General features: G+C 73.2%; 22 protein-coding genes. 12 read left to right on the forward strand and 10 right to left on the reverse strand.

The window, feature by feature from the left end:
* Positions 1-19: 19 nt before the first annotated feature.
* The 4 genes from ACZ592_RS18850 to ACZ592_RS18865 are packed head-to-tail and all read left to right on the forward strand — an operon-like array spanning position 20 to position 4411.
* Entirely contained in the window at positions 20-1912 is a 1893-nt protein-coding gene (locus ACZ592_RS18850; protein ID WP_471582684.1) for an acetyl/propionyl/methylcrotonyl-CoA carboxylase subunit alpha, read from the forward strand.
* Positions 1909-3087: an acyl-CoA dehydrogenase family protein gene (locus ACZ592_RS18855; RefSeq protein ID WP_471582685.1), complete on the forward strand. Its 1179-nt coding sequence runs from the start codon at positions 1909-1911 to the stop codon at positions 3085-3087. The genes ACZ592_RS18850 and ACZ592_RS18855 overlap by 4 nt, the downstream gene beginning before the upstream one ends.
* Positions 3088-3098: 11 nt before the next feature.
* The gene (locus ACZ592_RS18860; protein ID WP_471582686.1) at positions 3099-3833 is read left to right on the forward strand and encodes an enoyl-CoA hydratase family protein; all 735 of its coding nucleotides are present in this window, start codon (positions 3099-3101) and stop codon (positions 3831-3833) included.
* On the forward strand, positions 3821-4411 hold the full coding sequence (locus ACZ592_RS18865; RefSeq protein ID WP_471582687.1) for a TetR/AcrR family transcriptional regulator: 591 nt from the start codon (positions 3821-3823) through the stop codon (positions 4409-4411). Before ACZ592_RS18860 ends, ACZ592_RS18865 begins: the two co-directional genes overlap by 13 nt.
* 135 nt (positions 4412-4546) lie before the next feature.
* On the opposite strand, the gene ACZ592_RS18870 is transcribed toward ACZ592_RS18865, so the two are convergent.
* Positions 4547-5647: a citrate synthase 2 gene (locus tag ACZ592_RS18870; protein ID WP_471582688.1), complete on the reverse strand. Its 1101-nt coding sequence runs from the start codon at positions 5645-5647 to the stop codon at positions 4547-4549.
* A gap of 375 nt (positions 5648-6022) precedes the next feature.
* Here ACZ592_RS18870 and pdxH point away from each other — a divergent pair, with 375 nt between their 5' ends.
* Positions 6023-6658: a pyridoxamine 5'-phosphate oxidase gene (gene pdxH / locus ACZ592_RS18875; RefSeq protein WP_471582689.1), complete on the forward strand. Its 636-nt coding sequence runs from the start codon at positions 6023-6025 to the stop codon at positions 6656-6658.
* A 159-nt stretch (positions 6659-6817) separates the two neighbouring features.
* Here pdxH and ACZ592_RS18880 read toward each other — a convergent pair whose 3' ends face one another.
* Together ACZ592_RS18880 and ACZ592_RS18885 are read right to left on the reverse strand one after the other, a co-directional pair.
* On the reverse strand, positions 6818-7684 hold the full coding sequence (locus ACZ592_RS18880) for an alpha/beta fold hydrolase (RefSeq protein WP_471582690.1): 867 nt from the start codon (positions 7682-7684) through the stop codon (positions 6818-6820).
* Positions 7685-8329: 645 nt separating this feature from the next.
* Positions 8330-9022 (reverse strand): metal-dependent transcriptional regulator, encoded by a 693-nt coding sequence (locus ACZ592_RS18885; RefSeq protein ID WP_471582691.1) that lies wholly within the window; start codon positions 9020-9022, stop codon positions 8330-8332.
* A gap of 150 nt (positions 9023-9172) precedes the next feature.
* Between ACZ592_RS18885 and ACZ592_RS18890 the strand changes: the two genes are divergently transcribed.
* Complete coding sequence (locus ACZ592_RS18890) at positions 9173-9937, forward strand: SIS domain-containing protein (RefSeq protein WP_471582692.1); 765 nt, start codon at positions 9173-9175, stop codon at positions 9935-9937.
* Here the strand turns inward: ACZ592_RS18890 and ACZ592_RS18895 are convergent.
* Both ACZ592_RS18895 and ACZ592_RS18900 read right to left on the reverse strand, forming a co-directional pair.
* Positions 9925-11136, reverse strand: coding sequence for a sensor histidine kinase (locus tag ACZ592_RS18895; protein WP_471583007.1), 1212 nt, complete (start codon positions 11134-11136; stop codon positions 9925-9927). The two genes, ACZ592_RS18890 and ACZ592_RS18895, sit on opposite strands and share 13 nt — an antisense overlap.
* 62 nt (positions 11137-11198) lie before the next feature.
* On the reverse strand, positions 11199-11867 hold the full coding sequence (locus ACZ592_RS18900) for a response regulator transcription factor (RefSeq protein ID WP_471582693.1): 669 nt from the start codon (positions 11865-11867) through the stop codon (positions 11199-11201).
* A gap of 121 nt (positions 11868-11988) precedes the next feature.
* Between ACZ592_RS18900 and ACZ592_RS18905 the strand changes: the two genes are divergently transcribed.
* The 4 genes from ACZ592_RS18905 to ACZ592_RS18920 are packed head-to-tail and all read left to right on the forward strand — an operon-like array spanning position 11989 to position 15489.
* On the forward strand, positions 11989-12504 hold the full coding sequence (locus ACZ592_RS18905) for a hypothetical protein (protein ID WP_471582694.1): 516 nt from the start codon (positions 11989-11991) through the stop codon (positions 12502-12504).
* Positions 12501-13571 carry a peptidoglycan-binding protein gene (locus tag ACZ592_RS18910; protein WP_471582695.1) on the forward strand — a complete coding sequence of 357 codons (1071 nt, stop codon included), beginning with the start codon at positions 12501-12503 and terminating at the stop codon, positions 13569-13571. The genes ACZ592_RS18905 and ACZ592_RS18910 overlap by 4 nt, the downstream gene beginning before the upstream one ends.
* Positions 13568-14275 carry an ABC transporter ATP-binding protein gene (locus ACZ592_RS18915; RefSeq protein WP_471582696.1) on the forward strand — a complete coding sequence of 236 codons (708 nt, stop codon included), beginning with the start codon at positions 13568-13570 and terminating at the stop codon, positions 14273-14275. The genes ACZ592_RS18910 and ACZ592_RS18915 overlap by 4 nt, the downstream gene beginning before the upstream one ends.
* A complete protein-coding gene (locus ACZ592_RS18920) occupies positions 14272-15489 on the forward strand; it encodes an ABC transporter permease (RefSeq protein ID WP_471582697.1) in 1218 nt (405 codons plus the stop codon). The genes ACZ592_RS18915 and ACZ592_RS18920 overlap by 4 nt, the downstream gene beginning before the upstream one ends.
* A 695-nt stretch (positions 15490-16184) precedes the next feature.
* Here ACZ592_RS18920 and ACZ592_RS18925 read toward each other — a convergent pair.
* The 4 genes from ACZ592_RS18925 to ACZ592_RS18940 form a co-directional block, all read right to left on the reverse strand.
* Positions 16185-17564 carry a PAS domain-containing protein gene (locus tag ACZ592_RS18925; protein WP_471582698.1) on the reverse strand — a complete coding sequence of 460 codons (1380 nt, stop codon included), beginning with the start codon at positions 17562-17564 and terminating at the stop codon, positions 16185-16187.
* Positions 17565-18083: 519 nt separating this feature from the next.
* Positions 18084-19745 carry a transporter gene (locus ACZ592_RS18930; protein ID WP_471582699.1) on the reverse strand — a complete coding sequence of 554 codons (1662 nt, stop codon included), beginning with the start codon at positions 19743-19745 and terminating at the stop codon, positions 18084-18086.
* Entirely contained in the window at positions 19742-20518 is a 777-nt protein-coding gene (locus ACZ592_RS18935; protein WP_471582700.1) for an ABC transporter ATP-binding protein, read from the reverse strand. Before ACZ592_RS18935 ends, ACZ592_RS18930 begins: the two co-directional genes overlap by 4 nt.
* A 78-nt stretch (positions 20519-20596) precedes the next feature.
* Positions 20597-21256, reverse strand: coding sequence for a bifunctional DNA primase/polymerase (locus tag ACZ592_RS18940; protein ID WP_471582701.1), 660 nt, complete (start codon positions 21254-21256; stop codon positions 20597-20599).
* Positions 21257-21594: 338 nt separating this feature from the next.
* Between ACZ592_RS18940 and ACZ592_RS18945 the strand changes: the two genes are divergently transcribed.
* Positions 21595-22983, forward strand: a complete 1389-nt coding sequence (locus ACZ592_RS18945; RefSeq protein ID WP_471582702.1) for a transcriptional regulator — start codon at positions 21595-21597, stop codon at positions 22981-22983.
* Between the two features lie 158 nt (positions 22984-23141).
* Positions 23142-25127, forward strand: a complete 1986-nt coding sequence (locus ACZ592_RS18950; protein ID WP_471582703.1) for a DNA polymerase III subunit gamma/tau domain-containing protein — start codon at positions 23142-23144, stop codon at positions 25125-25127.
* A gap of 95 nt (positions 25128-25222) precedes the next feature.
* On the opposite strand, the gene ACZ592_RS18955 is transcribed toward ACZ592_RS18950, so the two are convergent.
* A complete protein-coding gene (locus ACZ592_RS18955) occupies positions 25223-26497 on the reverse strand; it encodes an ABC transporter substrate-binding protein (protein WP_471582704.1) in 1275 nt (424 codons plus the stop codon).
* Between the last annotated feature and the right edge of the window lie 53 nt (positions 26498-26550).

Genomic DNA, 26550 nt, shown 5'->3' on the forward strand with positions numbered 1-26550 from the left:
GTGATGCGAGGAAATCCGCATGATTACTTCCCTGCTGGTGGCCAACCGGGGCGAGATCGCCTGCCGGGTCTTCCGCACCTGCCGCGAGCTCGGCATCGCCACGGTCGCCGTGTACTCCGACGCCGACGCGGGCGCCCTGCACGTGCGCGAGGCCGACACGGCGGTACGGCTGCCGGGCTCGGCGCCCTCCGACACGTACCTGCGCGGCGACCTCGTCGTGAAGGCCGCGCAGGCCGCGGGCGCCGACGCCGTCCACCCCGGCTACGGCTTCCTCTCCGAGAACGCGGGCTTCGCGCGGGCCGTCCTGGACGCGGGCCTGGTCTGGATCGGCCCGCCGCCGGAGGCGATCGAGGCGATGGCGTCCAAGACCCGCGCCAAGGAGCTGATGGGCATCGCGCCACTGGCCGACGTCACCGAGGCCGACCTGCCCGTCCTGGTGAAGGCGGCGGCGGGCGGCGGCGGGCGCGGCATGCGCGTCGTACGGGAACTCGCCGCCCTGGACGAGGAGTTGGCCGCCGCACGGGCCGAGGCAGCCAGTGCCTTCGGGGACGGCGAGGTGTTCGTCGAGCCGTACGTCGAGGGCGGCCGGCACGTCGAGGTGCAGATCATGGCCGACGCGCACGGCACCGTGTGGCCGCTCGGCACCCGTGACTGCTCCCTGCAGCGCAGGCACCAGAAGGTGATCGAGGAGTCCCCGGCGCCCGGCCTCGCCCCGGACCTCGTCGCCGACCTGCACGCGCAGGCCGTGCGGGCCGCCCGCGTCACCGGCTACCGGGGCGCGGGAACCGTCGAGTTCCTGGTGGCGGCTGGCCGCGCGCACTTCCTGGAGATGAACACCCGCCTCCAGGTCGAACACCCCGTCACCGAGGCCGTGTTCGGCCTGGACCTCGTGGCGCTGCAGCTGCGCGTCGCCGAGGGCGAGGCGCTGCCCGCCGAGCCGCCGGCCGCGCACGGCCACGCCGTCGAGGCCCGCCTCTACGCCGAGGACCCGGCCGCGGGCTGGGCCCCGCAGACCGGCACCCTGCACCGCGTCGACGTGCCCGGCGACGTGCGCCTGGACACCGGGTACGCGGCCGGCGACACCATCGGCGTGCACTACGACGCGATGCTCGCCAAGGCCGTCGCGCACGCGCCGACGCGCGCCGAGGCCCTGCGCAAGCTGGCGGGCGCCCTGGAGCGCGCCGCGATCCACGGCCCGGTCACCAACCGCGACCTGCTCGTACGCTCCCTGCGGCACCCCGAGTTCACCGCCGCCCGCATGGACACCGGCTTCTACGACCGGCACGCCGAAGCGCTCACCGCCCCGGCGCCCGACCCGCACGCCCCGCTGGCCGCGGCCCTCGCCGACGCGCACGGCCGCTCCCGCTTCGGCGGCTGGCGCAACCTCAGCTCCCAGCCCCACCTCAAGCGCTACCGCACCGAACCCGACGGCACCGAGCACGAGGTCCCCTACCGCCACACCCGGCAGGGCCCGGCCGCCGACGGTGTGCACGTGCTGAGCGTGACGGCCGACCTCGTCGTCCTCGAAGTGGGCGGCGTGCGAAGGAAGTTCACCGTCACCCGGTACGTGGACCGCGTGCACGTCACCACCCCTGACGGCGACACCGCCCTCACCCCGCTGCCGCTGCTGCCCGAGCCCACCGCCCGCCGCGCCCCGGGATCCCTGCTCGCCCCGATGCCCGGCACCGTCGTGCGCGTCGCCGAAGGAATCGCCGAGGGGCGGCCGGTCACGGCCGGGCAGCCCCTCGTCTGGCTGGAGGCCATGAAGATGGAGCACCGCATCTGCGCTCCCGCCTCCGGCACGCTCACCGCCCTGCACGCCGTACCCGGCCGCCAGGTCGAGGTCGGCGCACTGCTCGCCGTCGTAGAGGCCGCCGACAAGGCCGCCGTACAGGAGGAACAGTCCGCATGAGCACTGCTCGCAGCACCGTCCTCGAAACCGAAGAGCACCAGGCCCTGCGCGCCGCCGTCGCCGCACTCGGCCGCCGCTACGGCCGCGACTACCTGGCCCGGGTCGCCGGCAGCGGCGGCCACCCCGACGAACTGTGGGCGGACGCGGGCAAGCTCGGCTATCTGGGCGTCAACCTGCCCGAGGAGTACGGCGGCGGAGGCGGCGGCATAGCCGAACTCTCCATCGTCCTCGAAGAGCTTGGCGCGGCGGGCTGTCCGCTCCTGATGATGGTCGTCTCGCCCGCGATCTGCGGGACGGTCATCGCCCGCTTCGGCACCGAGGAGCAGAAGCGGACCTGGCTGCCCGGCCTCGCCGACGGCTCCCGCACCATGGCGTTCGGCATCACCGAGCCCGACGCGGGCTCCAACTCGCACCGCATCACCACCACCGCCCGCCGCGACCCCGACTCCGGCGACTGGCTGCTGACCGGCCGCAAGGTCTTCATCTCCGGCGTCGACATCGCCGACGCGACGCTCGTCGTGGGCCGCACGTCGGACGCGCGGACCGGCAACCTCAAGCCGTGCCTGTTCATCGTCCCGCGCGATGCCCCCGGCTTCGGACGGCGCCAGATCGACATGGAACTCCAGGCGGCGGAGAAGCAGTTCGAGCTGACCCTCGACGACGTGCGACTCCCCGCGGACGCGCTCGTCGGCGACGAGGACGCGGGCCTGCTCCAGCTCTTCGCCGGCCTCAACCCCGAACGGATCATGACGGCCGCGTTCGCCCTCGGCATGGGCCGCCACGCGCTCTCCCGCGCCGTCGAGTACGCCAAGGAACGCAGCGTCTGGAAGTCCCCGATCGGCGCCCACCAGGCCATCGCCCACCCGCTGGCCCAGTCCCACGTCGAGATCGAACTGGCCCGCCTGATGATGCAGAAGGCCGCCCGGCTCTACGACGAGGGCGACGACACCGGCGCCGGCGAGGCCGCCAACATGGCCAAACTCGCCGCGGCCGACGCCTGTGTGAAGGCCGTCGACCAGTCCGTGCACACCCTCGGCGGCAACGGCCTCACCAAGGAGTTCGGGCTCGCCTCGCTCATCGTCGCCTCCCGGGTCGCGCGGATCGCCCCGGTCAGCAGGGAGATGATCCTGAACTACGTCTCCCACCAGACGCTCGGCCTGCCCAAGTCGTACTGAGGAGAGCCCTGATGAGCCTGGACATCTCCCCGCCCGAACGCGGCGTCGTCACCCTCACCCTGGACTTCCCCGAGCGCCGCAACGCGCTCTCCGCGGAGTTGGTGGGCGCCCTCGCCGACGCGCTCCACGACCTCGGCGAGGACCCCGCCGTCCGCGCGGCCCTGCTCACCCACACCGGCACGACGTTCTGCTCCGGCGCCGACCTGAAGGCGCCGCCCGACCCGCGGGCCTTCGCCGGGCTGCTGCGGCAGATCGTCGAGCTCCCCAAGCCCGTGGTCGCCCGCGTCGACGGCCACGTACGGGCGGGCGGGCTCGGGCTGCTCGGCGCGTGCGACATCGCGGTGGCGGGCCCGGCCGCCTCCTTCGCGCTCACCGAGGTGCACATCGGGGTGGCCGCGGCCGTGATCTCCCTGACGCTCCTGCCCCGCCTCGACCCGAGCGCCGCGTCCCGCTACCACCTCACCGGGGAGCGCTTCGACGCGGCGGAGGCGGCCAGGATCGGACTGGTCACGGCGTACGGGGCCGACGTCGACGCCACCCTCGAACCGATGCTCGACGGGCTGCGCGCGGCGGCACCGCACGCCCTGGCCGAGACGAAGAAGCTGCTCACGGCTAGGGTGCTCGACGCATTCGACGACCACTCGGACGCCGTCGTCGCCCTGTCCGCGCGGCTCTTCGGCTCTGCCGAGGCGCGGGAGGGAATGACGGCGTTCCTCGAACGACGGGAGCGCCCATGGGTGCTGTGACCGCCGCGGACCGCTCGCCCAAGCAGGACCGCAGCCGTGCGACGCGCCAGAAACTCCTGGAGGCCGCGGTGTCCTGCCTGGCCGAGCACGGCTGGGCGGGCTCGACGGTCTCCGTGGTCGCCGAGCGGGCGGGTGTCTCGCGGGGCGCGGCACAGCACCACTTCCCCACCCGGGAGGACCTGTTCACCGCGGCGGTCGAGTACGTCGCCGAGCAGCGCTCGACGGCCCTGCGCGCGCTCCCCGCGCAGGATCGGGCCGCGGTGGTCGCGGCGCTGGTCGACCTCTACACGGGCCCGCTCTTCCGCGCGGCGCTCCACCTGTGGGTGGCCGCGTCCAACGAGCCCCAGCTGGGCTCCCGCGTCACCGAACTCGAATCCCGCGTGGGCCGCGAGACCCACCGCATCGCGGTGGAACTCCTCGACGCGGACGAGTCCCGCCCCGGCGTCCGCGAAACGATCCAGGGCCTCCTGGACATGTCCCGCGGCCTGGGCCTCGCGAACCTGCTGACAGACGACGGGGCACGGCGGAAACGGGTCGTGGCGCAGTGGACGGTGCTGGTCGAGTCGGCGCTGGGCTGAGGTGCCGGAGGGACATCTCAGCCCCTCCGGCACCTCATCCCTTCGGGCAGGTCAGCCCTTCGGGCAGGTCAGCTCCTCCGGCGCTTGAGGAGCGGGGTCCGGGGCGGAGCCCCGAGGCGTCAGCTCACCAGGGCCTCAGCGGGCGATCGACTCGTAGCCCTCGATCGTCCGCGGAGCCCGCGCCGCGGGGCCCACGTACCGAGCCGAGGGGCGGACCAGCCGCCCCGTCCGCTTCTGCTCAAGAATGTGCGCCGACCACCCCGCCGTCCGCGCACACGTGAACATCGACGTGAACATGTGCGCCGGCACCTCGGCGAAGTCGAGGACGATCGCCGCCCAGAACTCCACGTTCGTGGCGAGCACCCGGTCGGGCCTGCGCGCGTGCAACTCGTCCAGCGCCGCCTTCTCCAGCGCCTCCGCGACCTCGAAGCGCGGCGCCCCCAACTCCCGCGCGGTGCGCCGCAGCACCCGCGCCCGGGGGTCCTCCGCCCGGTAGACCCGGTGCCCGAAGCCCATCAGCCGCTCGCCCTTGTCCAGGGCCTGCTTCACATAGGCGACCGCGTCCCCGGTGCGCTCGATCTCCTCGATCATGCCGAGGACCCGGGAGGGCGCCCCGCCGTGCAGCGGCCCGGACATCGCGCCCACGGCCCCGCTCAGCGCCGCCGCCACGTCCGCGCCGGTGGAGGCGATGACGCGGGCGGTGAAGGTGGAGGCGTTCATGCCGTGCTCGGCGGCGGAGGTCCAGTACGCGTCGACGGCCTGGACGTGCTTGGGGTCGGGCTCGCCGCGCCACCGCTTCATGAACCGTTCGACGACCGTCTCCGCCGTGTCGATCTCCCGCTGCGGCACCATCGGCAGGCCCTGTCCGCGGGCCGACTGGGCGACGTAGGACAGCGCCATGACGGCGGCGCGCGCCAGGTCCTCGCGGGCCCGCTCCTCGCTGATGTCGAGCAGCGGCCGCAGGCCCCAGACGGGCGCGAGCATCGCGAGCGCGGACTGGACGTCGACGCGGATGTCGCCGGAGTGCACCGGGATCGGGAAGGGCTCGGCGGGCGGCAGACCGGGGTTGAAGGCGCCGTCGACGAGCAGGCCCCACACGTTCCCGAAGGAGACGTGGCCGACCAGATCCTCGATGTCGACTCCGCGGTAGCGCAGTGCGCCACCTTCCTTGTCCGGTTCGGCGATCTCCGTCTCGAACGCGACGACTCCTTCAAGTCCGGGTACGAAGTCGGACATCAGGCGGCTCCTCGTGATGGGTTCGACAGGATGGTTTCGAGAGATGGGGGTGGCTATCAGCTCATGACCAAGTGTCAAAAGTGGGCGTTCGTGATCCGATTACGCGGTCATATCCGCCAATCTGTGGCAGATTCGGTGACTCGCGGTCCGGAACAGTCATCCCGGTGATGCCCCGTGAGGCTGGTGGTCACCCAACCGATGTGGCAGCAGGACGATATCCCTTGGTGCCACCTTTGGCGATGGAACGCGGCACTCAGTGCCACACGTCACCTCTCCGAGGCGCCGCGCGCCCCTTCGGCACCCCGCACGCCGTGGCAAATACGGCAAGATGACCGCGTGACCGACTCCAGTGCTTCCCTCCCGGAACCGGCTGACATGCGTGAGCAGTACGCCACCGGAGGGTTCTCCGAGGCCGAGCTGCCGCCCGAGCCGATGGACCAGTTCGCCCGCTGGTTCAAGGAGGCGGCACGCGACGGGGGCACCGTCCACGAGCCGAACGCCATGGTCGTCTCCACGGCCGACGCGGCGGGCCGCCCCAGCTCCCGCACGGTGCTCCTGAAGGGCTTCGACGAGCGCGGCTTCGTCTTCTTCACCAACTACGAGTCCCGCAAGTCCCGTGAACTCGCCGCCAACCCGTACGTCTCCCTGCTCTTCCCCTGGCACGCGGTGGCCCGCCAGGTGATCGTCTCGGGCACCGCGGAGCGCGTCGGCCGTGAGGAGACGGTGGCCTACTTCCGCACCCGCCCGCACGGCTCCCAGCTCGGCGCCTGGGCCAGCGCCCAGTCCTCCGTGCTCGCCACCCGCGCCGAACTCGACCGCGCCTACGCCGACCTGGCGGCCCGCTACCCCGAGGGCGAACAGGTCCCGGTCCCCCCGCGCTGGGGCGGTTTCCGCGTGACCCCCCAGGCGGTGGAGTTCTGGCAGGGCCGCTCGGACCGCCTCCACGACCGCCTGCGATACGTACGCACGGACCCCGCCCGGCCATGGCGGGTGGAACGCCTCAGCCCGTGAGGAACGGGCCTGGGCGGGGCAGGTGAGCCCGTCCGGCGAGGTCCGGCATGCCGAGCCCGTCCGGCGATCGAGGGCGAGCGGGCCGAAGGCCACGACGCGACGGCCCACGAAGACACCGGGCACGCATCCCCCCCGAGACACCGGGCACGCGTCACCCCGTCAGGACCCTGCCAGGACCCCGTCCAGGAACGGTTCGATCGCCGCCCGCCAAGCCTCCGGCTGGTCGTAGTGCACGAGGTGCCCCGCGTCGGCCACCTCCGCGTACTCGCCGCGCGGCAGGATGCGCACCATCTCCTGGGACTCGGCGCGGCCGAGCTCGCCGTCCAGGCCGCGCACGACGAGCGCGGGGCAGCGGACCTGGATCAGTTCCTCCCAGTGCGCGTCGTGCACCCACGTCTCGCGGGACTTGAGCATCTGGGCGCGGTCGAAGACGGGCCGCCAGCCGTCCGCCTCCTCCGCCATCACCTCGGCGAAGAACTCGCCGCGCGCGGGGTTGGGGCGCTCCACCCAGGGATCGTCCTCGCCGAACCACTTGCGTACGTCGGCGAGCGTCGCGAACGGCACCGGCCAGGCCTTGAACCAGTCCTCCCACTCGCGCTGCGAGGCCGCCCCGAGCGCGGAGGCCCGCATGTCGCAGATGATCAGGCCCCGGACGAGGTCGGGCCGGCGCGCGGCGAGCTGCCACGCGGTGAGCGCGCCCATGGAGTGGCCGATGAGGACGGCGGGGGCGAGGCCCAGCTGGTCGAGGGCGGCCTCGGCGTCGTCGACGTAGGCGTCGCGGGTGTAGGGGCCTTCGGCGGGCTTGTCGCTCCTGCCGTGGCCGCGCTGGTCGAGGGCGACCGCGCGGTGTCGCTCGGAGAGCCAGCGCGCGGTGCCGACCCAGTGCGAGGCGCGGCCCATCAGTCCGTGGAGCAACAGCACCCCGCCGGGCGGCCCCTCGGCCTCCCTGAGCTTGGGAGGGTCGGCGTACTCCCAGGCGGCGAGGCGTACGCCGCCCGCGCCCGTCACGTCGATGCGCCGCACCATGATTCCTGGCACCCCCCTTGGTTCCGCCCGGGTTTCACGCCTGGTCCTGCTTCGCACCCCCGCACGCTATCGAACCCGTTTTCGAAAGCGGTGGGATTGCCGGCAACACCCCTCGTTCGGGTGACCGGGCTCAAGGATTGACCGGCGCGACCGAGGGGAGATCTTCAACGGGAGGCGGGCCGCTCGGGGAAACCGGTCCGAGGGGAATGACCCTGGGAGCTCGGGGCTCCGGGTCAGTACAGGGGAGGGTAGGCCCCGGCGCTCTTGGGCGCCGGGGCCCTCACCTTGTTCTCCCGGGTGGCGGGGCGCGCGCAGGTGCTCGCCGAGCCGGCTCGGCTGCTCACCAGACGGGCACATCCTCCAGCCCCCTCTCCGGCCGTGCGGCCAGACCCGGCGCCGACACGGTCAAGAGCCCTCAGGTCATATGCCTCTCGCGACAGCCTCGCACGCAAAACGTTCCGCCGCTGCGATTCCGCACACTGAATCTTGGACTCCGCGCCATCTCGTGAAGATCGTGGAGGCATGTCAACTTCCCCTCCGGCAACGGGAGTTGACATCGATGCGGCGACGGCACCCGGACACCTCGACGGGCCGGGCGGCCCAGCACCCGACGGCCGAGCGGCTCAGCGCCCGGCGGCCGGCCGCTCAGCGCTTGGCGACGAAGACGTGCGACGCGACCTCCGAGGTCAGCTCGGCGGCCTCGCCGCTGCTGCCCACCAGTACGCCGCCCGCCGACTCCGTCACGCTCACCACGGAGCCCGGCTGCACGCCGGCCCGCCGCAGCGTGTACATCAGCTGCGCGTCCGTCTGGATCGGCTCGCCGATGCGGCGCACCACGACGGTCTTGCCCTCGGAGCCCGGATCGAGATCCGACAGCGAGACCATGCCCTCGTCCAGGAACGGGTCCGCGCCGTCCTTCTCGCCCAGCTCCTCCAGGCCCGGGATCGGGTTGCCGTACGGAGACTCGGTGGGATGGCGCAACAGCTCAAGGACGCGGCGCTCCACGGCCTCGCTCATCACGTGCTCCCAGCGGCAGGCCTCGGCGTGCACCTGCTCCCACTCCAGCCCGATCACGTCGACGAGCAGGCACTCCGCCAGGCGGTGCTTGCGCATCACGCGGGTCGCCAGGCGGCGGCCCTCCTCGGTGAGCTCCAGGTGCCGGTCGCTCGCGACCGCCACCAGGCCGTCGCGCTCCATGCGCGCCACGGTCTGGCTCACCGTCGGCCCGCTCTGGTCGAGCCGCTCCGCGATCCGGGCGCGCATGGGGACCACACCTTCCTCCTCCAGCTCGAGGATGGTGCGCAAATACATCTCAGTGGTGTCAATCAGCCCCGACATGGGTGCCCCTCAGAATTCGCTCGTGCGCTGGCCCTGGCATCAATTCTGACGCATACCACTGACAACCGTGCCGCGCCGGTGGAATTCCCGCCCAGTACCGGCCTGCGACGGTGTTGACAGGGCACTGGTCCAGACCGCAACGTGATGCGAATGAGCTCGAAGAGCGAGAGCAAACTGGCAGGTCAGTACTTCGACGCCGCGATCGGCCTGCTCCAGAGGGTCCGCGACGAGGAGTCCGGGAACGTCACCGACGCGGGCACCCTGCTCGCCGACGCGGTCGAGTCCGGCGGGCGCCTCTTCGCCTTCGGCGCGGGGCACTCCTCCCTCGCGGCGCAGGACGTCGTCTACCGCGCGGGCGGCCTCGCCCTGATCAACCTCCTGGCCGTGCCCGGAGTGGTCGGCGTCGACGTGATGCCCGCCACGCTGGGCTCCGCCCTGGAGCGCGTCGACGGCCTCGCGGGCGCCGTCCTGGACTCCTCGCCGGCCCGCCCCGGCGACGTACTCGTGATCATCTCGCTCTCCGGGCGGAACTCGCTGCCCGTCGAGATGGCCATGAACGCCCGCGCGCTCGGCCTGAAGGTCATCGGCGTGACCTCGGTGGCCTACGCGAGCGAGACGCGGTCCCGGCACGTCTCGGGAACCTTCCTGAAGGACCACTGCGACGTCGTGGTCGACTCCAAGATCGCGGTGGGCGACGCTGAGCTGACCCTCGACGGGGTCGACGCCCCGTTCGGGCCCGCCTCCAGCGTCGTCACGAACGCGCTGATGCAGGCCATGACCGCCGCCGCCATCGAGCGGCTCGCGGCCCGCGGCGTCCAGCCGCCGCTGCTCCGCTCCGGGAACGTGGACGGCGGCCACGACTGGAACGGCCGGGTCTTCCAGGAGTACGGGGACCGGATCTTCTACCGGCACTGAGGCCCACCACCGGCACCGGGGGCGAACCGGACCCGGACCGTGAGTCCGCCGCCCTCGCCGTTGGCCTCGGCCCGCACGTCCGCGCCGTGCGCCCGCGCGATCGCCGCCACGATGGACAGCCCGAGCCCGGCGCCCTCGCCCCGCGCGTGGGTCCGCTCGTGCAGGCGCCGGAAGGGCTCGAAGAGGTGCGGGACGGTGCCGGGGTCGACCGCGGGGCCGGTGTTGGCGACCTCCAGCGTGCCGTCTCCGCCGACGCGGACGCGTACCCGGCCCGCCGGGACGTTGTGGCGCACCGCGTTCGCCACCAGGTTGTGGATCAGCCGGTCGACGAGCACCCCGTCGCCCTCCACGGACAGCGGCTCGGCCCGCACCGACACGGTGACCCCGCGCCCGGCCGCCTCCACGGCAAGACCGTCGGCGACCGCGTGCGCCAGGACGTCCACGGCGACCGGCTCGCGCCGCTCCAGGCCCTGCTCCGACGCGGCGAGCAGCAGCAGCCCCTCGATGAGGTGCTCGCTGTCGTCGGCGACCGAGATGAGCTTCGTGCGGATCCTCGCGACCCGGCCGGCGTCCGGCTCACCGGCGAGACCGATCTCGGCGGCCGCCCGCTGCACGGCCAGCGGCGTGCGCAGCTCGTGGGCCGCGTTGGCCGCGAACCGCTGCTGCGCCCCCACCAGCCGCTCTATCCGGTCGAGCATCTCGTCGAAGGTGTCGGCGAGGTGCTTCAGCTCGCCCGGCGGCGCGTCCAGCGCGATCCGCTCGTGCAGATTGGCCCCCGAGAGCCGCCGCGCGATGCCGGTGATCACCCCGACCGGCCGGAGCACCCGGCCCGCCATCCACCAGGCCAGGGCGATCGACAGCACCGCGTACACGGTGAAGACGATCACGGACACCGTCAGGAGACGGCTGAGCGCGGCCTCGCCCGCGAGGTCGCTGATCTTCGTGACGGCGAGCCCCTTGGCGGCGTCCATCCGCACGCCGGGCGCCCGTTGGGCCGGCACCGCGGACGCCGTGGGCAGTGGCACGCTCGTCCACGGCGGCGGGACCGGCCCGCGGGGCACGGCCGTGGTCACCGCGGAGCTGATCGACGTGTACAGGCCCTGCTGCACCAGCAGGTACACCAGGCCGGTCAGCAGCGCCCCGGCCAGCACGAGGAGCCCCCCGTACAGCGTGGTCAGCCGGGCCCGCTCGCTGCCCATCCGCACGCTCAGCGGCGCCCGCTCGCCCAGGGGCGCCCGCGGGCGCGTCCGCGAGCGCCGGATCACAGCGACCGCTCCGCGATCCGGTACCCGGCCCCCGGCACCGTCTCCACCACCGGCGGCTCGCCCAGCTTCGCGCGGAGCTTGGAGAGGGCGACGCGGACCGCGTTCGTGCGGTAGCTGGTGTCCTCCTCCCACACCTGTTCGATCAGGTCCTCGCCGCTGACCACCGCGCCGTCCGCCCGCAGCAGCGCCTCGAGGACCGCGAACTCCTTCCGCGACAGCGCCAGATGGCGGCCGTCCCTGCTGGCCTGGCGGCGCGCGGTGTCCAGGACGAGCCCGGCCCGTTCGATCACCGGGGGCAGCGCGGGCCGCGCACGGCGGCCGAGCGCCAGGACGCGCGCGAGGAGCTCGTCGTACGCGAACGGCTTGGTCAGATAGTCGTCCGCGCCGATCCCCAGACCCGCCACCCGGTCACGCACCGTGCCCGAAGCCGTCAGCATCAGGACCCGGGTCAGGAGCCGCTGCTGGACGACGCGGCGGCACACCTCGTCGCCGTGCAGGCCCGGCAGGTCGCGGTCGAGGATCAGCACGTCGTACTCGCCGAGCTGCAGTTTCCGCAGCGCGGTAAGACCGTCGGCGGCGAGGTCGACGGTCAGCGCGTCGCGGCGCAGCCCGTCGGCGATCATCTCCGCAAGGAATTCCTCGTCCTCCACCAGCAGTACGCGCATGCCGCCCTGTGTACCCGACAGTGACCTTTCGTCGGTGTAAGCGTCCCCGGTGAGAGAAACGAAACGCGGCCCCCCGCGAGCCTGTGCGCGTCACCCACGCCACATGTGAAGGGGAAGCCAAATGAGGACCGTCCGCACGACCCGCAGCCGCTCGGTGGCGCTCGCGTCGGCCTTCGCCGCACTCGCCCTGTTCGCCGGCGCCTGCTCCGGCGAATCCGGCTCGGACTCCGACTCCGGATCCGGCACCTCCTCGGGCAGCGCCGACGGCGGCAAGGGCGCCGACGCCGACAAGGCGTACAAGGAGCGCGAGTGCCTGCGCAAGAACGGCCTGAAGGTGCCCGAGCCCAAGACCGGGCAGGACAGCCGGGGCATCACCATCGGCGGCGACATGAGCAAGGAGAAGATGGAGGCCGCCATGAAGAAGTGCGGCATGGGCGGCGGCTCCAAGGGCGGCGGCGTCTCGCAGGCCGACAAGGACAAGATGCTCAAGTACGCGCGCTGCATGCGCAAGAACGGCTTCGACATGCCCGACCCGAAGTTCGACGGCGGCGCGATGCAGGCCCAGCCCATGCCGAGCGGCGCCGCCGTCAAGAAGATGGAGAAGGCAGCCGCGGCGTGCAAGGGCATCGTCGGATGAGGCGGCGCACCGCGGTCGTCGCGACCGTCGTCGCCCTGCTCGCCGTCACCGGCGGCGGCATAGCCGTCACCGCGCTCGCCGACGCCGACTCCGGCAAGGACGCGAACCACCGGGACGCCGGACTGCCGCCCGCCACCGCGCCCGTCGAACGCGGCGACCTCAGCAGCAGCACCCAGGTCGACGGCACGCTCGGCTACGCCGGGGAACGCAAGGTCAACGCGGGCGCCGCGGGCACCCTCACCTGGTCCGCCGGGTCCGGGTCCACCGTCGGGCGCGACGGACGGCTCTACGAGGTCAACGGCGTCCCCGTCCGCCTCATGTACGGCGAGGAGCCCATGTACCGCACCCTGAAACCGGGCGACAAGGGCACCGACGTACGCCAGTTGGAAGAGAACCTGTCCGCGCTCGGGTACGGGACGGGGCTCGCCGTCGACGACACGTACACCGACGGCACCGCCGCCGCCGTCAAGCGGTGGCAGAAGGCCCACGACCGCAAGCAGACAGGGCGCGTCGGGCCCGAAGAGATCTCCTTCCAGCCCTCCGCGCTCCGCGTGAAGTCCACCGCGTCGACCGTCGGCGACCAGGTCGCCCCCGGCAAACCCGTGCTCTCCACGACCGGCTCCCGGCGCGTCGTACGCGTCCAACTCGACGTCGCCGAAGGGGGATCGGCGAAGAAGGGCGCCAAGGTCACCGTGTCGCTCCCCGACGGCAGCACCGTCGACGGCAAGGTCGCCTCCGTCGGCAAGACCGCCAGGCCCGGCGACGACCCCAACGACAAGACCCCCAAGATCCCCGTCACCGTCACCTTCGACGACCCCGGCAAGGTCGACGGGTTCGACCAGTCGCCGGTCACCGTCAACCTCGCGGGCGAGACCCGTGAGAACGTCCTCTCCGTCCCCGTCAACGCGCTCCTCGCGCTGCCCGGCGGCGGCTTCGGCGTCCAGCTCGTCGAGGGCGGGCACACCCGCGACGTCAAGGCCGAGCTCGGCATGTTCGGGCAGGGCCGGGTCGAGGTGAGCGGCGGCGGGCTGCGGGAGGGCATGAAGGTCGGGGTGCCGAAGGTATGAACGGCCTCCGAGCGTCTTCCGCCGTCGTCGAACTGGGCGGCGTCACCAAGGAGTACCCGGGTGGGGTCGCCGCCCTGCGCGGGGTCGACCTGAGCGTCGACGCGGGGGAACTCCTCGCCATCGTCGGGCCCTCCGGCTCCGGCAAGTCCACCCTCCTGCACATCGTCGGCACCCTCGACCGGCCCACCGCGGGCTCCGTCGCCATCGCCGGACACGACGTCGCCGCCCTCACCGACCGCCGCCTCTCCGCGCTGCGCGCCCGGCACATCGGCTTCGTCTTCCAGGCCTTCCACCTCGTCCCCGGCGTCAGCGCCCGCGACAACGTCGCCGAAGGCCTCCTCTACTCCGGCCTCTCCCGCGCCGAACGCCGCCGCAGGGCCGCCCACGCCCTGGAACGCGTCGGCCTCGCCGACCGCATGAAGCACCGCCCCCACGAACTGTCCGGCGGCCAGAAACAGCGCGTCGCCATCGCCCGCGCGGTCGTCGGCGAACCCGCCCTGCTCCTGGCCGACGAACCCACCGGCGCGCTCGACTCCGCGTCCGGCGAGGCCGTCATGACGCTGCTGCACGACCTGAACGCGGAGGGCGCCACCATCGCCGTCATCACCCACGACACGGAGATCGCCGCGCGGCTGCCGCGGCAGGTGCGCATCCGCGACGGACAGGTCGTCGCGGACACCCGGACCCCGGGGGTCGCGGCGTGACGGGCGGCAGGCGCACCAGGACGCGCCTCCTCAAGGCGGCGCGGCTCAGCCCCCGCGACGTCCTGCACGTCGGCTCCGCGGGCCTGCGCAGCCGTCCCGTACGGGTCGTCCTGTCCGCGCTCGGCATCGCCATCGGCATCGCGACCATGGTCGCCGTCGTGGGCATCTCCTCCTCCAGCAAGGCCCAACTCATGCGCGAACTGGACGCGTTGGGCACGAACATGCTGGTCGCCTCGCCCGGCGAGGCGATGTTCTCCGGCGAGAAGGTGACCCTGCCCCGCGACGCCGTCGGCCGGGTCGGGCGCATCGACGGGGTCCGGGACGTGGGCGCGACCGGCGACCTCGAAAGCTCCGTGCGGCGCAGCGAGAAGATCCCCGAGGACGAGACCGGCGGCATCTCCGTGAAGGCCTCCACGGAGGGCCTGTTGAAGGTGCTGCGCGGCGAGATCGGGCGGGGTGGCTGGTTCAACGCGGCCAACAGCCGCTACCCGTCGGTCGTCCTCGGCCACGTCGCGGCCCGGCGCCTCGGCATCACCTCGCCGGGGCAGCAGGTCTGGGTCGACGACCGGTACTTCACCGTCATCGGCATCCTCGGCCCGCTGCCGCTCGCACCCGACATCGAACGGTCGGCGCTGACCGGCTGGGACGCGTCGAAGAAGCTCCTCGGCTTCGACGGGCACCCGACGTCGGTGTACGAACGCTCCACCGACGCGACCGTCACCGACGTCCGCAAGCTGCTCTCGCCGTCCATCGACCCGGAGAGCCCGCGCAACGTCCAGGTCACCGACCCGTCGTCCGCGCTCAAGGCGAAGGCGGCGACGGAGGGCGCGTTCTCCACGCTGCTGCTCGGTCTGGGGGGAATCGCGTTGCTGGTGGGCGGGGTCGGGGTGGCCAACACCATGATCATCTCGGTGCTCGAACGACGCTACGAGATCGGCCTGCGCCGCTCGCTGGGCGCGACCCGCGGCCAGATCCGCGTGCAGTTCGTGACGGAGTCCCTGATGCTGTCGGGCCTCGGCGGCCTGGCGGGCGTGGCGCTCGGTGCGGTGGCCACGGGGGCGTACGCGGTGTCCGGTGGGTTGCCGTGGGTGGTGCCGATGTGGGCCGTGGCGGGGGGCTTCGGGGCGACGTTGGGGATTGGGACGGTGGCGGGTCTGTACCCGGCGGTACGAGCATCGCGCCTCTCGCCGACGCTCGCGCTGCACGCGGCGTAGCTCTCTCTCCTCCGTCTCCTCCGTCTCCTTCGTCTTCGTCTGCGGGTGTGGTGTGGCTTGTCGCGCAGTTCCCCGCGCCCCTGGGGTTCGTCTGTGGGGCGGGGTCGCGGGGGTATGTACGTACTCGCTATCCCTGCGCCCCGCCTCAAGAACAAAGACGCCACAGTCCGCTCGGTGCTCCGTGCGCACATACCCCCGCGCCCCCTCCGGCGCGCGTGCGGCTGCCGGTCATCGGTGGTGGACAAGCCCCGCAGGGGCGAGTGGGCTTTTAGGGGCGCGAGGAACTGCGCGACCAGCCACAACACACCCGCACCCGCGAAGCGTCCGGCTCCCCAGCGGCGAGTGGGCCTTTAGGGGCGCGAGGAACTGCGCGACAAGCCACGACGATCCCGCACCCGCAAAGCGTCCGGCTCCCCAGCGGCGGGTGGGCTTTTAGGGGCGCGGGGAACTGCGCGACCAGCCACAGGGAACCCGCAGCCGCAAAGCGTCCGGCTCCCCAGCGGCGGGTGGGTCTTTAGGGGCGCGGGGAACTGCGCGACAAGCCACCAGGAACCCGCACCCGCCCACGCAGGGAGGAACCCACCCACCTAGAACCGCCCAAGGCCCAGGGGCCAGCCCACGTGGGGAACTGCGCGACCAGCCACACCACACCCGCACCCGCCCACGCAGGGCAGACCCCACTCACCCCGAACCGTTCAAGGCCCAGGGGCCAGCACCCGCGCGAGGTCAAGCGACGCCGCAACCCGCGCCGCGACGCTCTCCGCGTACGTCGCGTCCGACCGGTCGAACTGCCCCCGCCCCGGCCCCCGCAGAAACGTCACGACGCCCAGCGTCCGCCCCCGGCTCCGCAGCACCACGCACAGCGCGTGCACCGAGTCCTCGGGCCACTGCCGGGCCACCGCCCACTCCCGTACCCGTTCCGGCGGCGCGCCCGCCCCCGCGCTGGCCCGCACGGACCCGGTGCGTTCCACACACTGGGGGGCGGGGTGGCCCTCGGGGTAGCGGACGGGGATGCCCGCCATGGCGACGGGCAGGCACGGTCCGGGCGGTCCCGCGGGCGTCGCCGCGACCCGTACGAGCCGTACGGGGTTCTCACCGGCCAGCAGGTCCACCAGCGCGTGGTCGGCGAAACCGGCGAGCGCGAAGTCCAGCTGGACCGTCGCCGCCTCCATCGGGTCCTCGCACTCCGCGGTCGCCCGCGCCGCCCGGTGCAGCTGCGAGGAGCGGAAGCGAAGGTGCGAGGCCTCCTGCTCCGCCTGCTTGGCCTCCGTCACGTCGAGGAAGAGCCAGCCGACGCCGAGCGGCACCGGCTCCTCCGCGAGCGGCGAGGCCAGCCGCAGGAAGCCGCTGCGCCAGCACCGGCGCTCGCCCCCGTCCTCGTGACCGGCCGCCCGCACCGTCACCCACAGCTCGGCGGGCGCGGGCGGCGTGCCCTCGGCCAGCACGTGGGCCAGCGCGCTCTCCAGCTCCTCGACGCCCTGTCCGAGCAGATCGGCGAGCGGCCGCCCGAGGACGGCGGTGCGGCCCACGCCGAAGGCGCGGGCGGCGTGTTCGTTCACCACGGCGGGCCGCAGGTCCGCGTCGACCAGGACCACGCCCCACGACGCGTTCTCAAAGAGGGCCTCGCTCAGGGCGATGGACCGTTCCAGGTCGATCTGGGCGTGCACCTCGCTGAAGGCGCAGTACACCCCGGACGGCTTGCCGTCGCCGCCTCGTACGGACGCCGACTGCATCCGTACGAGCACGCGCCCGCCGTCCTTGGTCACCAGCGCGAACTCGTGGACCTGCCGGCCCGGCGCCGCCATCGCGGACAGCAGCCGCTCCTCGACCTCACCGGCGTCGGCGGCCCGCACGGCCCAGCCGGAGAACCCGCGCCGCCCGACGGCCTCCGCCGCCGACCAGCCGAGGATCCGCTCGGCCTCGCGGTTCCAGTGCGTCACCACGCCATCGGCGTCGAACGCGCAGAGCGCCGCGTCCATCCCGTCGAGCAGCGCCGCGAGCAACTCCGCGCCGCCGGGCTCGGGTTCTTCAGGACCCAGTTCGTCGGTAGTTCCGCTCTGCCGCGAAGCACTCACCTGGAACCCCCTGCAGGCCGTGTCCTCGTCCTCATGAGCTGCCTGTACTGCATGAGCCGCGTGATCTGCCTGTGTCGCACGTCAGATCATTCAACTGGAACGTGACGCAGCCCACAGGAAGTTCCCGGAAGTTGGATGGAATTGAAGAGAAATCGTAGTGCGGTCCGCTGTCCCTCCGGTTGCCGCAACGGCCGGAGAAAAACCGGTTGAGCGTCCGCGGGCCGCTTCCTAAGGTGTACATCACTCGAAGAAAGGAGGTGATCCGGCAGTGATTTCATTGCGGACGCGAGAGGTGGCTGCGGGCTAGCGGCCTGCCACCACACTTCAGTGCGGTGCCGGACCAGCACGAGAGACGAGCGTGCAGCCGGCCCAAACCCAAGCAGTCACCCGACCCGCGAGCCGCCGGTACGTCCGGCCGGCTTCCTGCGACCGGCACGCCCGGTGCGGCAGGAACCACAGGCTCGCGGGTCGTCTGCGTTCCCGGACGGGGGCGCAGGGCGCGGTGGGCCGGGCGGGCGCTCAGCCCCTGCTCACCGCCGTCAGGATCTCCGGCAGGCGTTGTGCGAGCCGAGGGGCCGCCATGCGTACGCCCAGTTCCGTGATCGCCGCCCCGTAGGCCGCGCCCAGGGGGAGCAGCAGCCAGCTCCAGGAGTCCGCGCCCGAGGCGTGCAGCCAGATCGTGAGGGCGATCACCGGGGCGCACAGCAGGGCCGCCGCGACCATGCCGCCGAAGATGGAGATCCAGGCGAGTCCCGCCTGGCCGGGGGCGACGTTCTTGTAGCCCTCCTGCGGGATCGAGTAGGGGAAGCGGGCCGAGGACCACGCGCCCGTGGCGAGCATCGCGCCGAGCAGGGCGAAGGAGAGGCCGAGGACCTCCGGCAGGGCCGGCCAGTCGCCGAGCAGCGCCGTCGTCAGGACGGTGACGAGCGTGGCGTACGGGAGGGTGATGAGGAGCAGTGCGAGGGCCCGGCCGCGCAGCTCGACGTACGCGTCGCGCGTCGAGGAGATCGTCATCGCCACCATCCAGAACGCCGAGGTGTCCTGGCCGAACTGGTTGTACATGAGGATGCCGAGCATCCCCGCCGCGAAGCACGCGAAGTAGACGGACCCGGTGCCCTGCAGGGCGTTGAAGAGCGGCACGATCAGGCCGATGGCCAGGGACGTCACCCAGGCCGCCTTGGTCTTCGGGTCGCGCCACACGTACCGCAGGCTGCGTTCCATGACGGTGCCGGTGCGGCCGGCGGGCAGGAGCGCCCCGAGGGCGCCCGCGGTGCGGGACGCGCCCTTGTCCGGTTCCGCCGCCGCGAGCGTGGAGCCGTCCGCCGTCGTCATCAGGCGGGTCAGGCTGCGCTCCCACAGGGCGAGCAGGGCCAGCAGGGCGACCGCGGTGAGCGCCAGTTGCGCCGCCGCCTTCGCGTACGCGCCGCCGCTCACCGAGTCCACCGCGCCGAGCGCGGCGGCGGGCGGGATCCAGCGCACGACGTCCGCGGCCGGGTCGAGCGTGGACAGGCCCGAGGAACCGAGCTTCTGCGCGCCGAAGTTGACGACCTGCGCGCCGACCGCGATGACCAGGCCGCTCAGGACCGCGAGGTCGCGTCCCTTGCGGCTGGTGAGGAGGCGGGTGTTGGCGGCGGCGACCGCGCGGGCCAGCGCCACGCAGACGAGCAGCGTGAGGGCGACGGCGAGCACGCCGACGACGGCCGCCGCCGTGCCGTGGGCCAGCGCGATCGCCGTGCCGACGGCGAGACAGAGTGTGAACAGCGGCCCGATGCCGACGAGGGACGCGACGAGCAGCGCCCGTACGAGCGGGCGGGGGCGCAGGGGGAGCATCACCAGGCGCGTGGGGTCGAGGGTCTCGTCGCCGCTGGGGAAGAACAGCGGCATGACGGCCCAGCCGAGCGCGAGCACTCCGGTGAGCAGGACGCAGACGGTGGCCGCGTGGTCGTTGCCGCGCAGTGCGATCAGGCCGAGGAGCTGGAGCGCGGCGAAGAGCAGGGCGACGGCGACGGAGGCGATGTAGGCGGCGCGGCGGCCCGCCGACTGGCGCAGGCCGTTGCGGAGCAGGGAGAGCTTCAGGCGTACGAGGACGGGGGTGATGCCCGTGGCGGGGGCGGCCGGGGGCGTACCGGCGGACGCGGGCAGGGGAGTCGCGGGCGTCGAAGGCGTCGGCTGCCCTGTCATCGGGAACCGCCGCCCAGCCAGTCGAGGTCGGATCCCGCGTCGCGGCCCTGCGCGCCGACGAGTTCGAGGAACGCCTGCTGCAGCGAGGGCGCGTCGCCCCGCACCTGCGCGAGGGTGCCGTGCGCGCGGATGCGGCCCGCGGCCAGCACCGCGACCCAGTCGCAGAGCGACTCGACGAGCTCCATGACGTGGGAGGAGAAGACCACGGTGGCGCCGGAGGCGGTGTAGCGCTCCAGGACGCCGCGGATGGTCTGGGCGGAGACGGGGTCGACGCCTTCGAAGGGCTCGTCCAGGAAGAGGACTTCGGGGTTGTGGAGCAGCGCGGCGGCGAGGCCGATCTTCTTGCGCATGCCGGTCGAGTAGTCGACGACCAGTTTGTGCTGGGCGCCCGCCAGGTCGAGCACGTCCAGGAGCTGGGTGGCCCGCTTGTCGACCTCGGCGCCGGGCAGGCCGCGCAGCCGCCCGGTGTAGGCGAGGAGTTCGCGGCCCGAGAGCCGTTCGAAGAGGCGCAGGCCCTCGGGCAGTACGCCGATGCGGGCCTTGACCTCCGCGGGGTCGCGCCACACGTCGCGGCCGACGACCTCGACGGTGCCCTGGTCCGGCCTGAGGAGGCCGGTGACCATGGACAGTGTGGTGGTCTTGCCCGCGCCGTTGGGCCCGACGAGACCGATGAACCGGCCCGCGGGCAGGTCGAGATCGATTCCGGCCACGGCGATCTGTTCGCCGAACCGCTTCCAGAGTCCCCTGACCCGTACCGCCGCCGCCTCGGTCACCGTGCCGCCCTTCGCCGCTTGACTCGTGCCCGCACGATACGACGGCGGCGACGCCGGGCCGGTCAGCCGGTCAGCCGGTCAGCGGCGCGCTTCCCTGCCGCACGCGTACGCCAGCGGGGAGATGATCTCCTCGGCGTCCGGCAGCCAGCGGTTGGCGGCGGTGGGGCGGCAGGCCCACTGGACCGCGCCCTTGGCGCCGTAGCGGGTCGGGGGAGCGGGGACGTAGGTGCCCTCGCCGAGGGAGACCAGGTCGATGGCGGCCGGGGGCCAGCCCAGCTTGCGGACGAGGTCGGGGACCTTCGCCGTGGCGCCCGGCAGCACGAAGAACTGCATGCGCCGGTCGGGCGTGCAGGTCACGGGGCCGAGCGTGAGCTCCATGCGCTCCATGCGGGCGAGCGCGAGGAACCCGGCGGTCTCGGGCACGTCGATCGCGTCGAACGTGCGCCCGGTGGGCAGCAGGATCGACGCGCCGGGCTGCTTCTGCCAGAGCCTGCGGGCCACGGTCGCGCTGCCGGTGGCCTGCGTCGCCCAGTCCTCGCGGGCGGGGTGTGCGCCGGGCGCATCGCACACGGCCTCGCCGCACGAGCACCGTTCGACGCCCTCGACGGACTCGAGCCAGGTCCCCGGGAACACGTCCCAGTGGCGCTCCTCCGCGTATCGCACGGCCGTGTCCTGCAAGGCCTCTCCGCGCTGCTTCGGGATCTGCGCGGCTGACGTGACTCCGATGGTCTCTTCCACGCAGTTCTCAACTCCCGGTGCCACCTCGGGTTACGGGCGCACGCGAGGGCGGGGGAGGAGCATCGATCCTGCGACTGGGGCGCATGGGTGCACGGGTGGGGGCGCGCACGGGGATTGGCTTCCGGGGATGGGTAGCCAGGTCACGGGCAATCAGAGGACGCCTCGGAGGAAGCCCGGGGACCGGCAGGTCCGTACATATTCGTACTTGTAGTTCTTAATGGCTTCTTTTGCTTCTTTTGTGGCGCATCTTCACCTTGGCCCAAGGGCATTGATCATCCTGAGGCGGTCCACGGCGGCCGCCCGTTCCGATGGTCCACGGTGCACACAGGGGGTACGCCATGGCCGCCAGGCCTCTCGTCGCGCGACAGCCCAATGAACGGCTGCAGGCGCTCATCCAGGAAGCCGGCTGCTCCAACGCCGGCCTGGCCCGCAGGGTCAACATGTGCGGCGCGGAGCACGGTCTCGATCTGCGCTACGACAAGACGTCGGTGGCCCGCTGGCTGCGCGGGCAGCAGCCGCGCGGGCGGGCCCCCGGCATCATCGCCGAGGCGCTCGGCCGCAAGCTGGGCCGGACCGTCACCATCGACGAGATCGGCATGGCGAACGGCAAGAACCTCGCATCCGGCGTGGGCCTGCAGTTCTCACCGACCGTCCTCGGCGCCATCGAGCAGGTCTGCGAGCTGTGGCGCAGCGACGTGGGCCGGCGCGACTTCCTCTCCGGTTCGTCCGTGGCCGCCTCCGCGCTCGTCGAGCCCAGCCGCGACTGGCTGATCTCCTCGCCCGACCCGCAGGTCGGACGGGCCGCCGGGCCGCGCGTCGGCATGTCGGACGTGGAAGCGGTCAAGGCGATGACGCAGGCGCTGACGAAGCTGGACCACCAGTTCGGCAGCGGACACGTGCGGCCGGTCGTCGTGCACTACCTCAACTCCGTGGTCTCCGGGCTGCTCGCGGGCTCCTACCGGGAAGCGGTCGGGCGGGAACTCTTCGCCGCGGTCGCACGGCTGACCGAACTCGCCGGGTACATGGCCGTCGACACGGGCCAGCCGGGTCTCGCCCAGCGCTACTACATCCAGGCACTGCGCCTGGCCCAGGCGGCCGGCGACCGCGGGTACGGCGGATACGTGCTCGCGGCCTCGATGAGCCACCTCGCCGCCCAGCTCGGGAACCCGCGAGAGATCGCGCAGTTGGCGCGGGCCGCGCAGGAAGGCACCCGCGGCAGGGTCACGCCCCGCGCGGAGGCCATGTTCTACGCCGCCGAGGCGCGCGGGCACGCGCTGCTCGGCGACGCCCGGGCCACGCAGCTCGTGGCGGGGCGGGCGGTCGAGGCGATGGACCGCGCGGACGGGCAGGGCGAGTCCGGCGACGACCCGGTGTGGATCCGGCACTTCGACCATGCGTATCTGGCCGATGAAATGGCGCATTGTCACCGGGACTTGGGTCAGGCGGACGCGGCGGCGCGCAGCGCCCAGGAGTCCCTGGACGGGCACCCCGAGACGCGGGCGCGGCGGCGGGCCATCGGTCTGGTCCTGCTGGCCACGGCGCAGGTGCAGCGGCGCGAGGTCGAACAGGCCTGCCACACGGGCCTGAAGGCCGTCGAACTGCTCGGCACCCTGCGCTCGAACCGCGGCGCGGAGTACCTGGAGGACTTCCAGGAGCGCCTGGAGCCCTACCGCGAGGAGGCGGTGGTACGGGAGTTCGGGGCACGGCTCGACATCCAGGCGGCGTGAGGAAACGGCCGTGTGGCCGTGAACAGCGTCCGGGAGGGAGGTTTCGTTACTGCCGCCGCCGAGCGAAGGGCGGCGATCCGAGCTGCGTGGCAGAGGGATGTGGCGACCCGGTAGCGTGACCCGACGGTTCCGTAGGTCCCCCATATGTAGGAGTCCCGGTGACGCAGCAGAGCGGTCAGGGCGCTGCTTCCTCCGATCCGCAGCAGCCCGCGGCCCGGCCCGCCCACGAGGGCGTCGTGCTGCCCGCGGACGGCGGCGAGCCGCTGTTCCCCGCCACGGCGCAGCACTCGGGGCGGCACAGCGCTCCGGCGGGCGGCAGCCCGTGGGGTCAGCCCTGGGGGCCCGACACGGCTGGACCGCCCCCGCCCGGCCAGGGCCAGGAGTGGGGCGCACCGCCCCACCAGGCGTCCGCCCAGCCGCTGCCCGCGGAGGGCACCCCCCAGGCACCCGACTCCGGTTACGCCCCGCAGTACGGCGGTTACGGACAGCCCGGCCGGCCCGACGCCAACGCCTCGTACGGCGGTCAGCAGGGCTACGGAGCTCAGCAGGCCTACGGTGAGCAGCAGGGTTACGGTGCCCAGCAGGGCTACGGTGACCAGCAGAGCTACGGCGCCCAGCGGCCCGGGTACGGCGGATACGCCGGACAGCAGGGACAGGACGCCTACGGCGGGCAGGGCCGGGGCGATGCCCAGTACGGCGGCGAGTACGGCGCCCAGTACGGAGGCAGGCCGGGACAGGGCGCGCACAGGGCGCAGCCGGCGCACGGCGCCCACGCCGCGCAGCCCCAGCCCCCGGCGCAGCCACAACCTCCGTCGAGACACGGCGCGCACGCCGCGCCCCAGCACTCCCAGCAGGCACCGCACTCCCAGCAGGCACCGCACCCCCAGCAGATGCAGCAGGCGCCGCAGCCGCAGCACGGCCAGGGTGCCCAGCCGCTGCCCCCCGCCGCCCAGGCGCACCAGCTGCCGCCCGCCGCCCCGCGGGGCGGCGCCCCGCTGCCGCCCGTCGCCGCGCCGGGGGCCCCCTCCGACAGCGACGCCACGCAGTACATACCCCCCGTGCCCGCCTCCGGTGGTGTCGGTGGTGTCGGTGGTGTCGACGAAGGCGCCACGCAGTACATACCCCCGGTGGGACCCGGTGCCCTGCCGCCCGAGGCTCCCGCCGCCGACGCCACGCAGTTCCTGGGCCGTGCCAACGCGTCCGCGCCCGGCGCCGCACCCGGCGCGATGCCCGGTGCCGCCTCCGACAGCGAGCCCACCCAGTTCATCGCGCCGATCCCGGGCGGCAACGCCCCCGCGGGCCGCGGCGCCCCGCCGGAGCCGTCCAACACCCCCTACGGCATCCGCCCCGGCGCCCCCGGCGACCGGCAGCCGCCCGCCGAGTTCGACAGCCTCTTCCGCACCGAACCGGGCGACGAGGGCCCCGCCTCCACGCAGCAGATGCCCCGCGTCCAGGCCCCGGGTCCCGAGCCCGTCCCCGAGCCCGCGGGAAGCGGCGGTGGTGGCGGCCGGCGCACACGTACCGGTTCGAAGGTGCCCCTGATCGCCGCGGTCGGCGTCGGCATCGCGGTCCTCGGCATCGGCGCGGGAGCCCTCCTCAGCTCCGGCGGCGACGACGACAAGGAGGACGACGGCAAGCCCGTCTCCGCCTCCGCCGAGCCCGACGAGCGGCCCTCGCCGACCGCCGACCCCGCCAAGGACCAGGCCGTCGCCCTGGACAAGCTGCTCGCCGACAGCAACAACAGCCGTGACACGGTCATCGCCGCCGTGCGCAACGTCGGCAGGTGCCAGAACCTCGGCCAGTCGGCGAAGGACCTGCGTGGCGCGGCCAAGCAGCGCAACGGCCTCGTCACCCGGCTCGCCGCCCTGAAGGTCGACAAGCTCCCGGCCAACGACCTGCTGACCGGCTCCCTCAACAAGGCATGGAAGGCGTCCGCCGCGGCCGACAACCACTACGCCGCGTGGGCGGACCAGGTCGCGGGCAAGAAGGGCTGCCACAAGGGCCGCGCCCGCAACACCCCGCACGCCGCGGCGGGCAACCGCGAGAGCGGCACGGCCACGACCTCCAAGGAGCAGGCCGCGAACCACTGGAACGCGATCGCCCGCAAGTACCAGCTGACCGAGCGCAACAAGAGCCAGCTCTGACGGCACGGCGCAGGCCCCCGCACCCGGACCACGGGGCGGGGGCCTGCGCCGTACGGTCCCGCGGGGCCGATGGGCCCGGAGGACCGGCCCGCGCGCTACGCCGTCTGCTCCAGCGTCTTCTCCACGTTCACGAACCCCTCGCGCGCCGGGACGAGCCTGCCGTCCCGCACCACCTGGAACGTGACGCCCGAGTTGATCAGACGCGGGTACTCGCCGGCCGCGAGCAGGTCCTCGAAGCGCCAGCTCAGCGGCGGTGTCAGACCGTCCGTCTCCACCCGCAGACCGCCGTCGAGGGCGCGGCGCAGCGTGCGGGCCGACACCTCGCCGCCGTCGAGCGACTCGACGGCCTGCCGCAGCACGGTGTACGCGATCCACGTGGTCTGCACGCCCGCGTCCGCCGGGTCGACCCGGTTGTCGCCGAACGCCTGCTCGCGGATGACCTTCCGCATCTGCGCCCACCGGGCGTCCGTCGTCGCCGGGTACCAGCCGGTGACGTACGCGCCCTCGTAGGGGCCGCTCGCGCCGCCGGTGCGGTCGATGAGCGACTGGTCGACGCTGCCGAGCACCGAGGAGATCCGTACCGGCGGATAGTCCTTCTTGGTGCGCCGGAACGAGTCGTAGAAGGTGTCGGTGCGTGCCCCGAGCGCGGCCGTCACACAGCCGTCGTCGGCGCCCGCGTCCCGCAGGGCCCGCTCGGCCTGCGGGGTGAGGTCGGTGCCGTCCTCGGGGGCCCGGATGTCCGAGACGGGCCGGTGGTGACCGTCGGCGAGGCCCTGGTTGAGCAGCTTGGGCAGCTCGTCGCCCGCCAGGGTGTCGGGGCGCACCAGGGAGACGCGGGCGCAGCGGCCGGCGAGCTGCCTGCCGTTGCCCGCCATGAGGGCCGGTTCGCCGCCGTTGACCGGGTAGGAGAGCGGGCTGCTGAACTCGTCGTCGGTGATGCCGTAGCCGCCGATGTAGGGGATGCCGGCGACCTCCAGCGGGCCGAGGAAGGACTGGCCGTGCTGGCTGTACGAGCCGACGACCGCCACCACGTCGTGGTCGACCGCCTCGCGCGCGCAGTCCGCGGCGCGCACCGGGTCGTTGTGGTCGTTGCAGGTGAGGACCTTCAGCTCGCGGCCGCCGAGGCCGCCGTGCGCGTTGACCCAGCGGGCGTAGGCCTGTGCCATGGCGGGGACGCCCGGTTTGTTGGTGGCCTTGGTCTTCTCGGGCGCCCAGGTCATGACGGTGATGGGGTCGTCCCCGGCACCCCCCGAGGTCCCGGGGATGACCCCGCAGCCGGATATCAGGGACGTGCACGCCGCCACTGCGGCCGCGGAGAGCACTGCGGTACGGGAGGGGCGGGGGAGGAGGGTGCGTCGCCAGCCGGTCATGTCCCTGCACGATTCCGGTGCGTGGCCAACCGTGGAGTGACGCGTTCTCAACG

Source organism: Streptomyces sp. NPDC040622 (assembly GCF_055593965.1).

Coding starts and splice junctions, on each gene's coding strand:
- ACZ592_RS18850 (WP_471582684.1), top strand. CDS start 20: ATGATTACTTCCCTGCTGGTGGCCAACCGGGGCGAGATCGCCTGCCGG.
- ACZ592_RS18855 (WP_471582685.1), top strand. CDS start 1,909: ATGAGCACTGCTCGCAGCACCGTCCTCGAAACCGAAGAGCACCAGGCC.
- ACZ592_RS18860 (WP_471582686.1), top strand. CDS start 3,099: ATGAGCCTGGACATCTCCCCGCCCGAACGCGGCGTCGTCACCCTCACC.
- ACZ592_RS18865 (WP_471582687.1), top strand. CDS start 3,821: ATGGGTGCTGTGACCGCCGCGGACCGCTCGCCCAAGCAGGACCGCAGC.
- ACZ592_RS18870 (WP_471582688.1), bottom strand. CDS start 5,647: ATGTCCGACTTCGTACCCGGACTTGAAGGAGTCGTCGCGTTCGAGACG.
- pdxH (WP_471582689.1), top strand. CDS start 6,023: ATGCGTGAGCAGTACGCCACCGGAGGGTTCTCCGAGGCCGAGCTGCCG.
- ACZ592_RS18880 (WP_471582690.1), bottom strand. CDS start 7,684: ATGGTGCGGCGCATCGACGTGACGGGCGCGGGCGGCGTACGCCTCGCC.
- ACZ592_RS18885 (WP_471582691.1), bottom strand. CDS start 9,022: ATGTCGGGGCTGATTGACACCACTGAGATGTATTTGCGCACCATCCTC.
- ACZ592_RS18890 (WP_471582692.1), top strand. CDS start 9,173: ATGAGCTCGAAGAGCGAGAGCAAACTGGCAGGTCAGTACTTCGACGCC.
- ACZ592_RS18895 (WP_471583007.1), bottom strand. CDS start 11,136: ATGGGCAGCGAGCGGGCCCGGCTGACCACGCTGTACGGGGGGCTCCTC.
- ACZ592_RS18900 (WP_471582693.1), bottom strand. CDS start 11,867: ATGCGCGTACTGCTGGTGGAGGACGAGGAATTCCTTGCGGAGATGATC.
- ACZ592_RS18905 (WP_471582694.1), top strand. CDS start 11,989: ATGAGGACCGTCCGCACGACCCGCAGCCGCTCGGTGGCGCTCGCGTCG.
- ACZ592_RS18910 (WP_471582695.1), top strand. CDS start 12,501: ATGAGGCGGCGCACCGCGGTCGTCGCGACCGTCGTCGCCCTGCTCGCC.
- ACZ592_RS18915 (WP_471582696.1), top strand. CDS start 13,568: ATGAACGGCCTCCGAGCGTCTTCCGCCGTCGTCGAACTGGGCGGCGTC.
- ACZ592_RS18930 (WP_471582699.1), bottom strand. CDS start 19,745: ATGACAGGGCAGCCGACGCCTTCGACGCCCGCGACTCCCCTGCCCGCG.
- ACZ592_RS18945 (WP_471582702.1), top strand. CDS start 21,595: ATGGCCGCCAGGCCTCTCGTCGCGCGACAGCCCAATGAACGGCTGCAG.
- ACZ592_RS18955 (WP_471582704.1), bottom strand. CDS start 26,497: ATGACCGGCTGGCGACGCACCCTCCTCCCCCGCCCCTCCCGTACCGCA.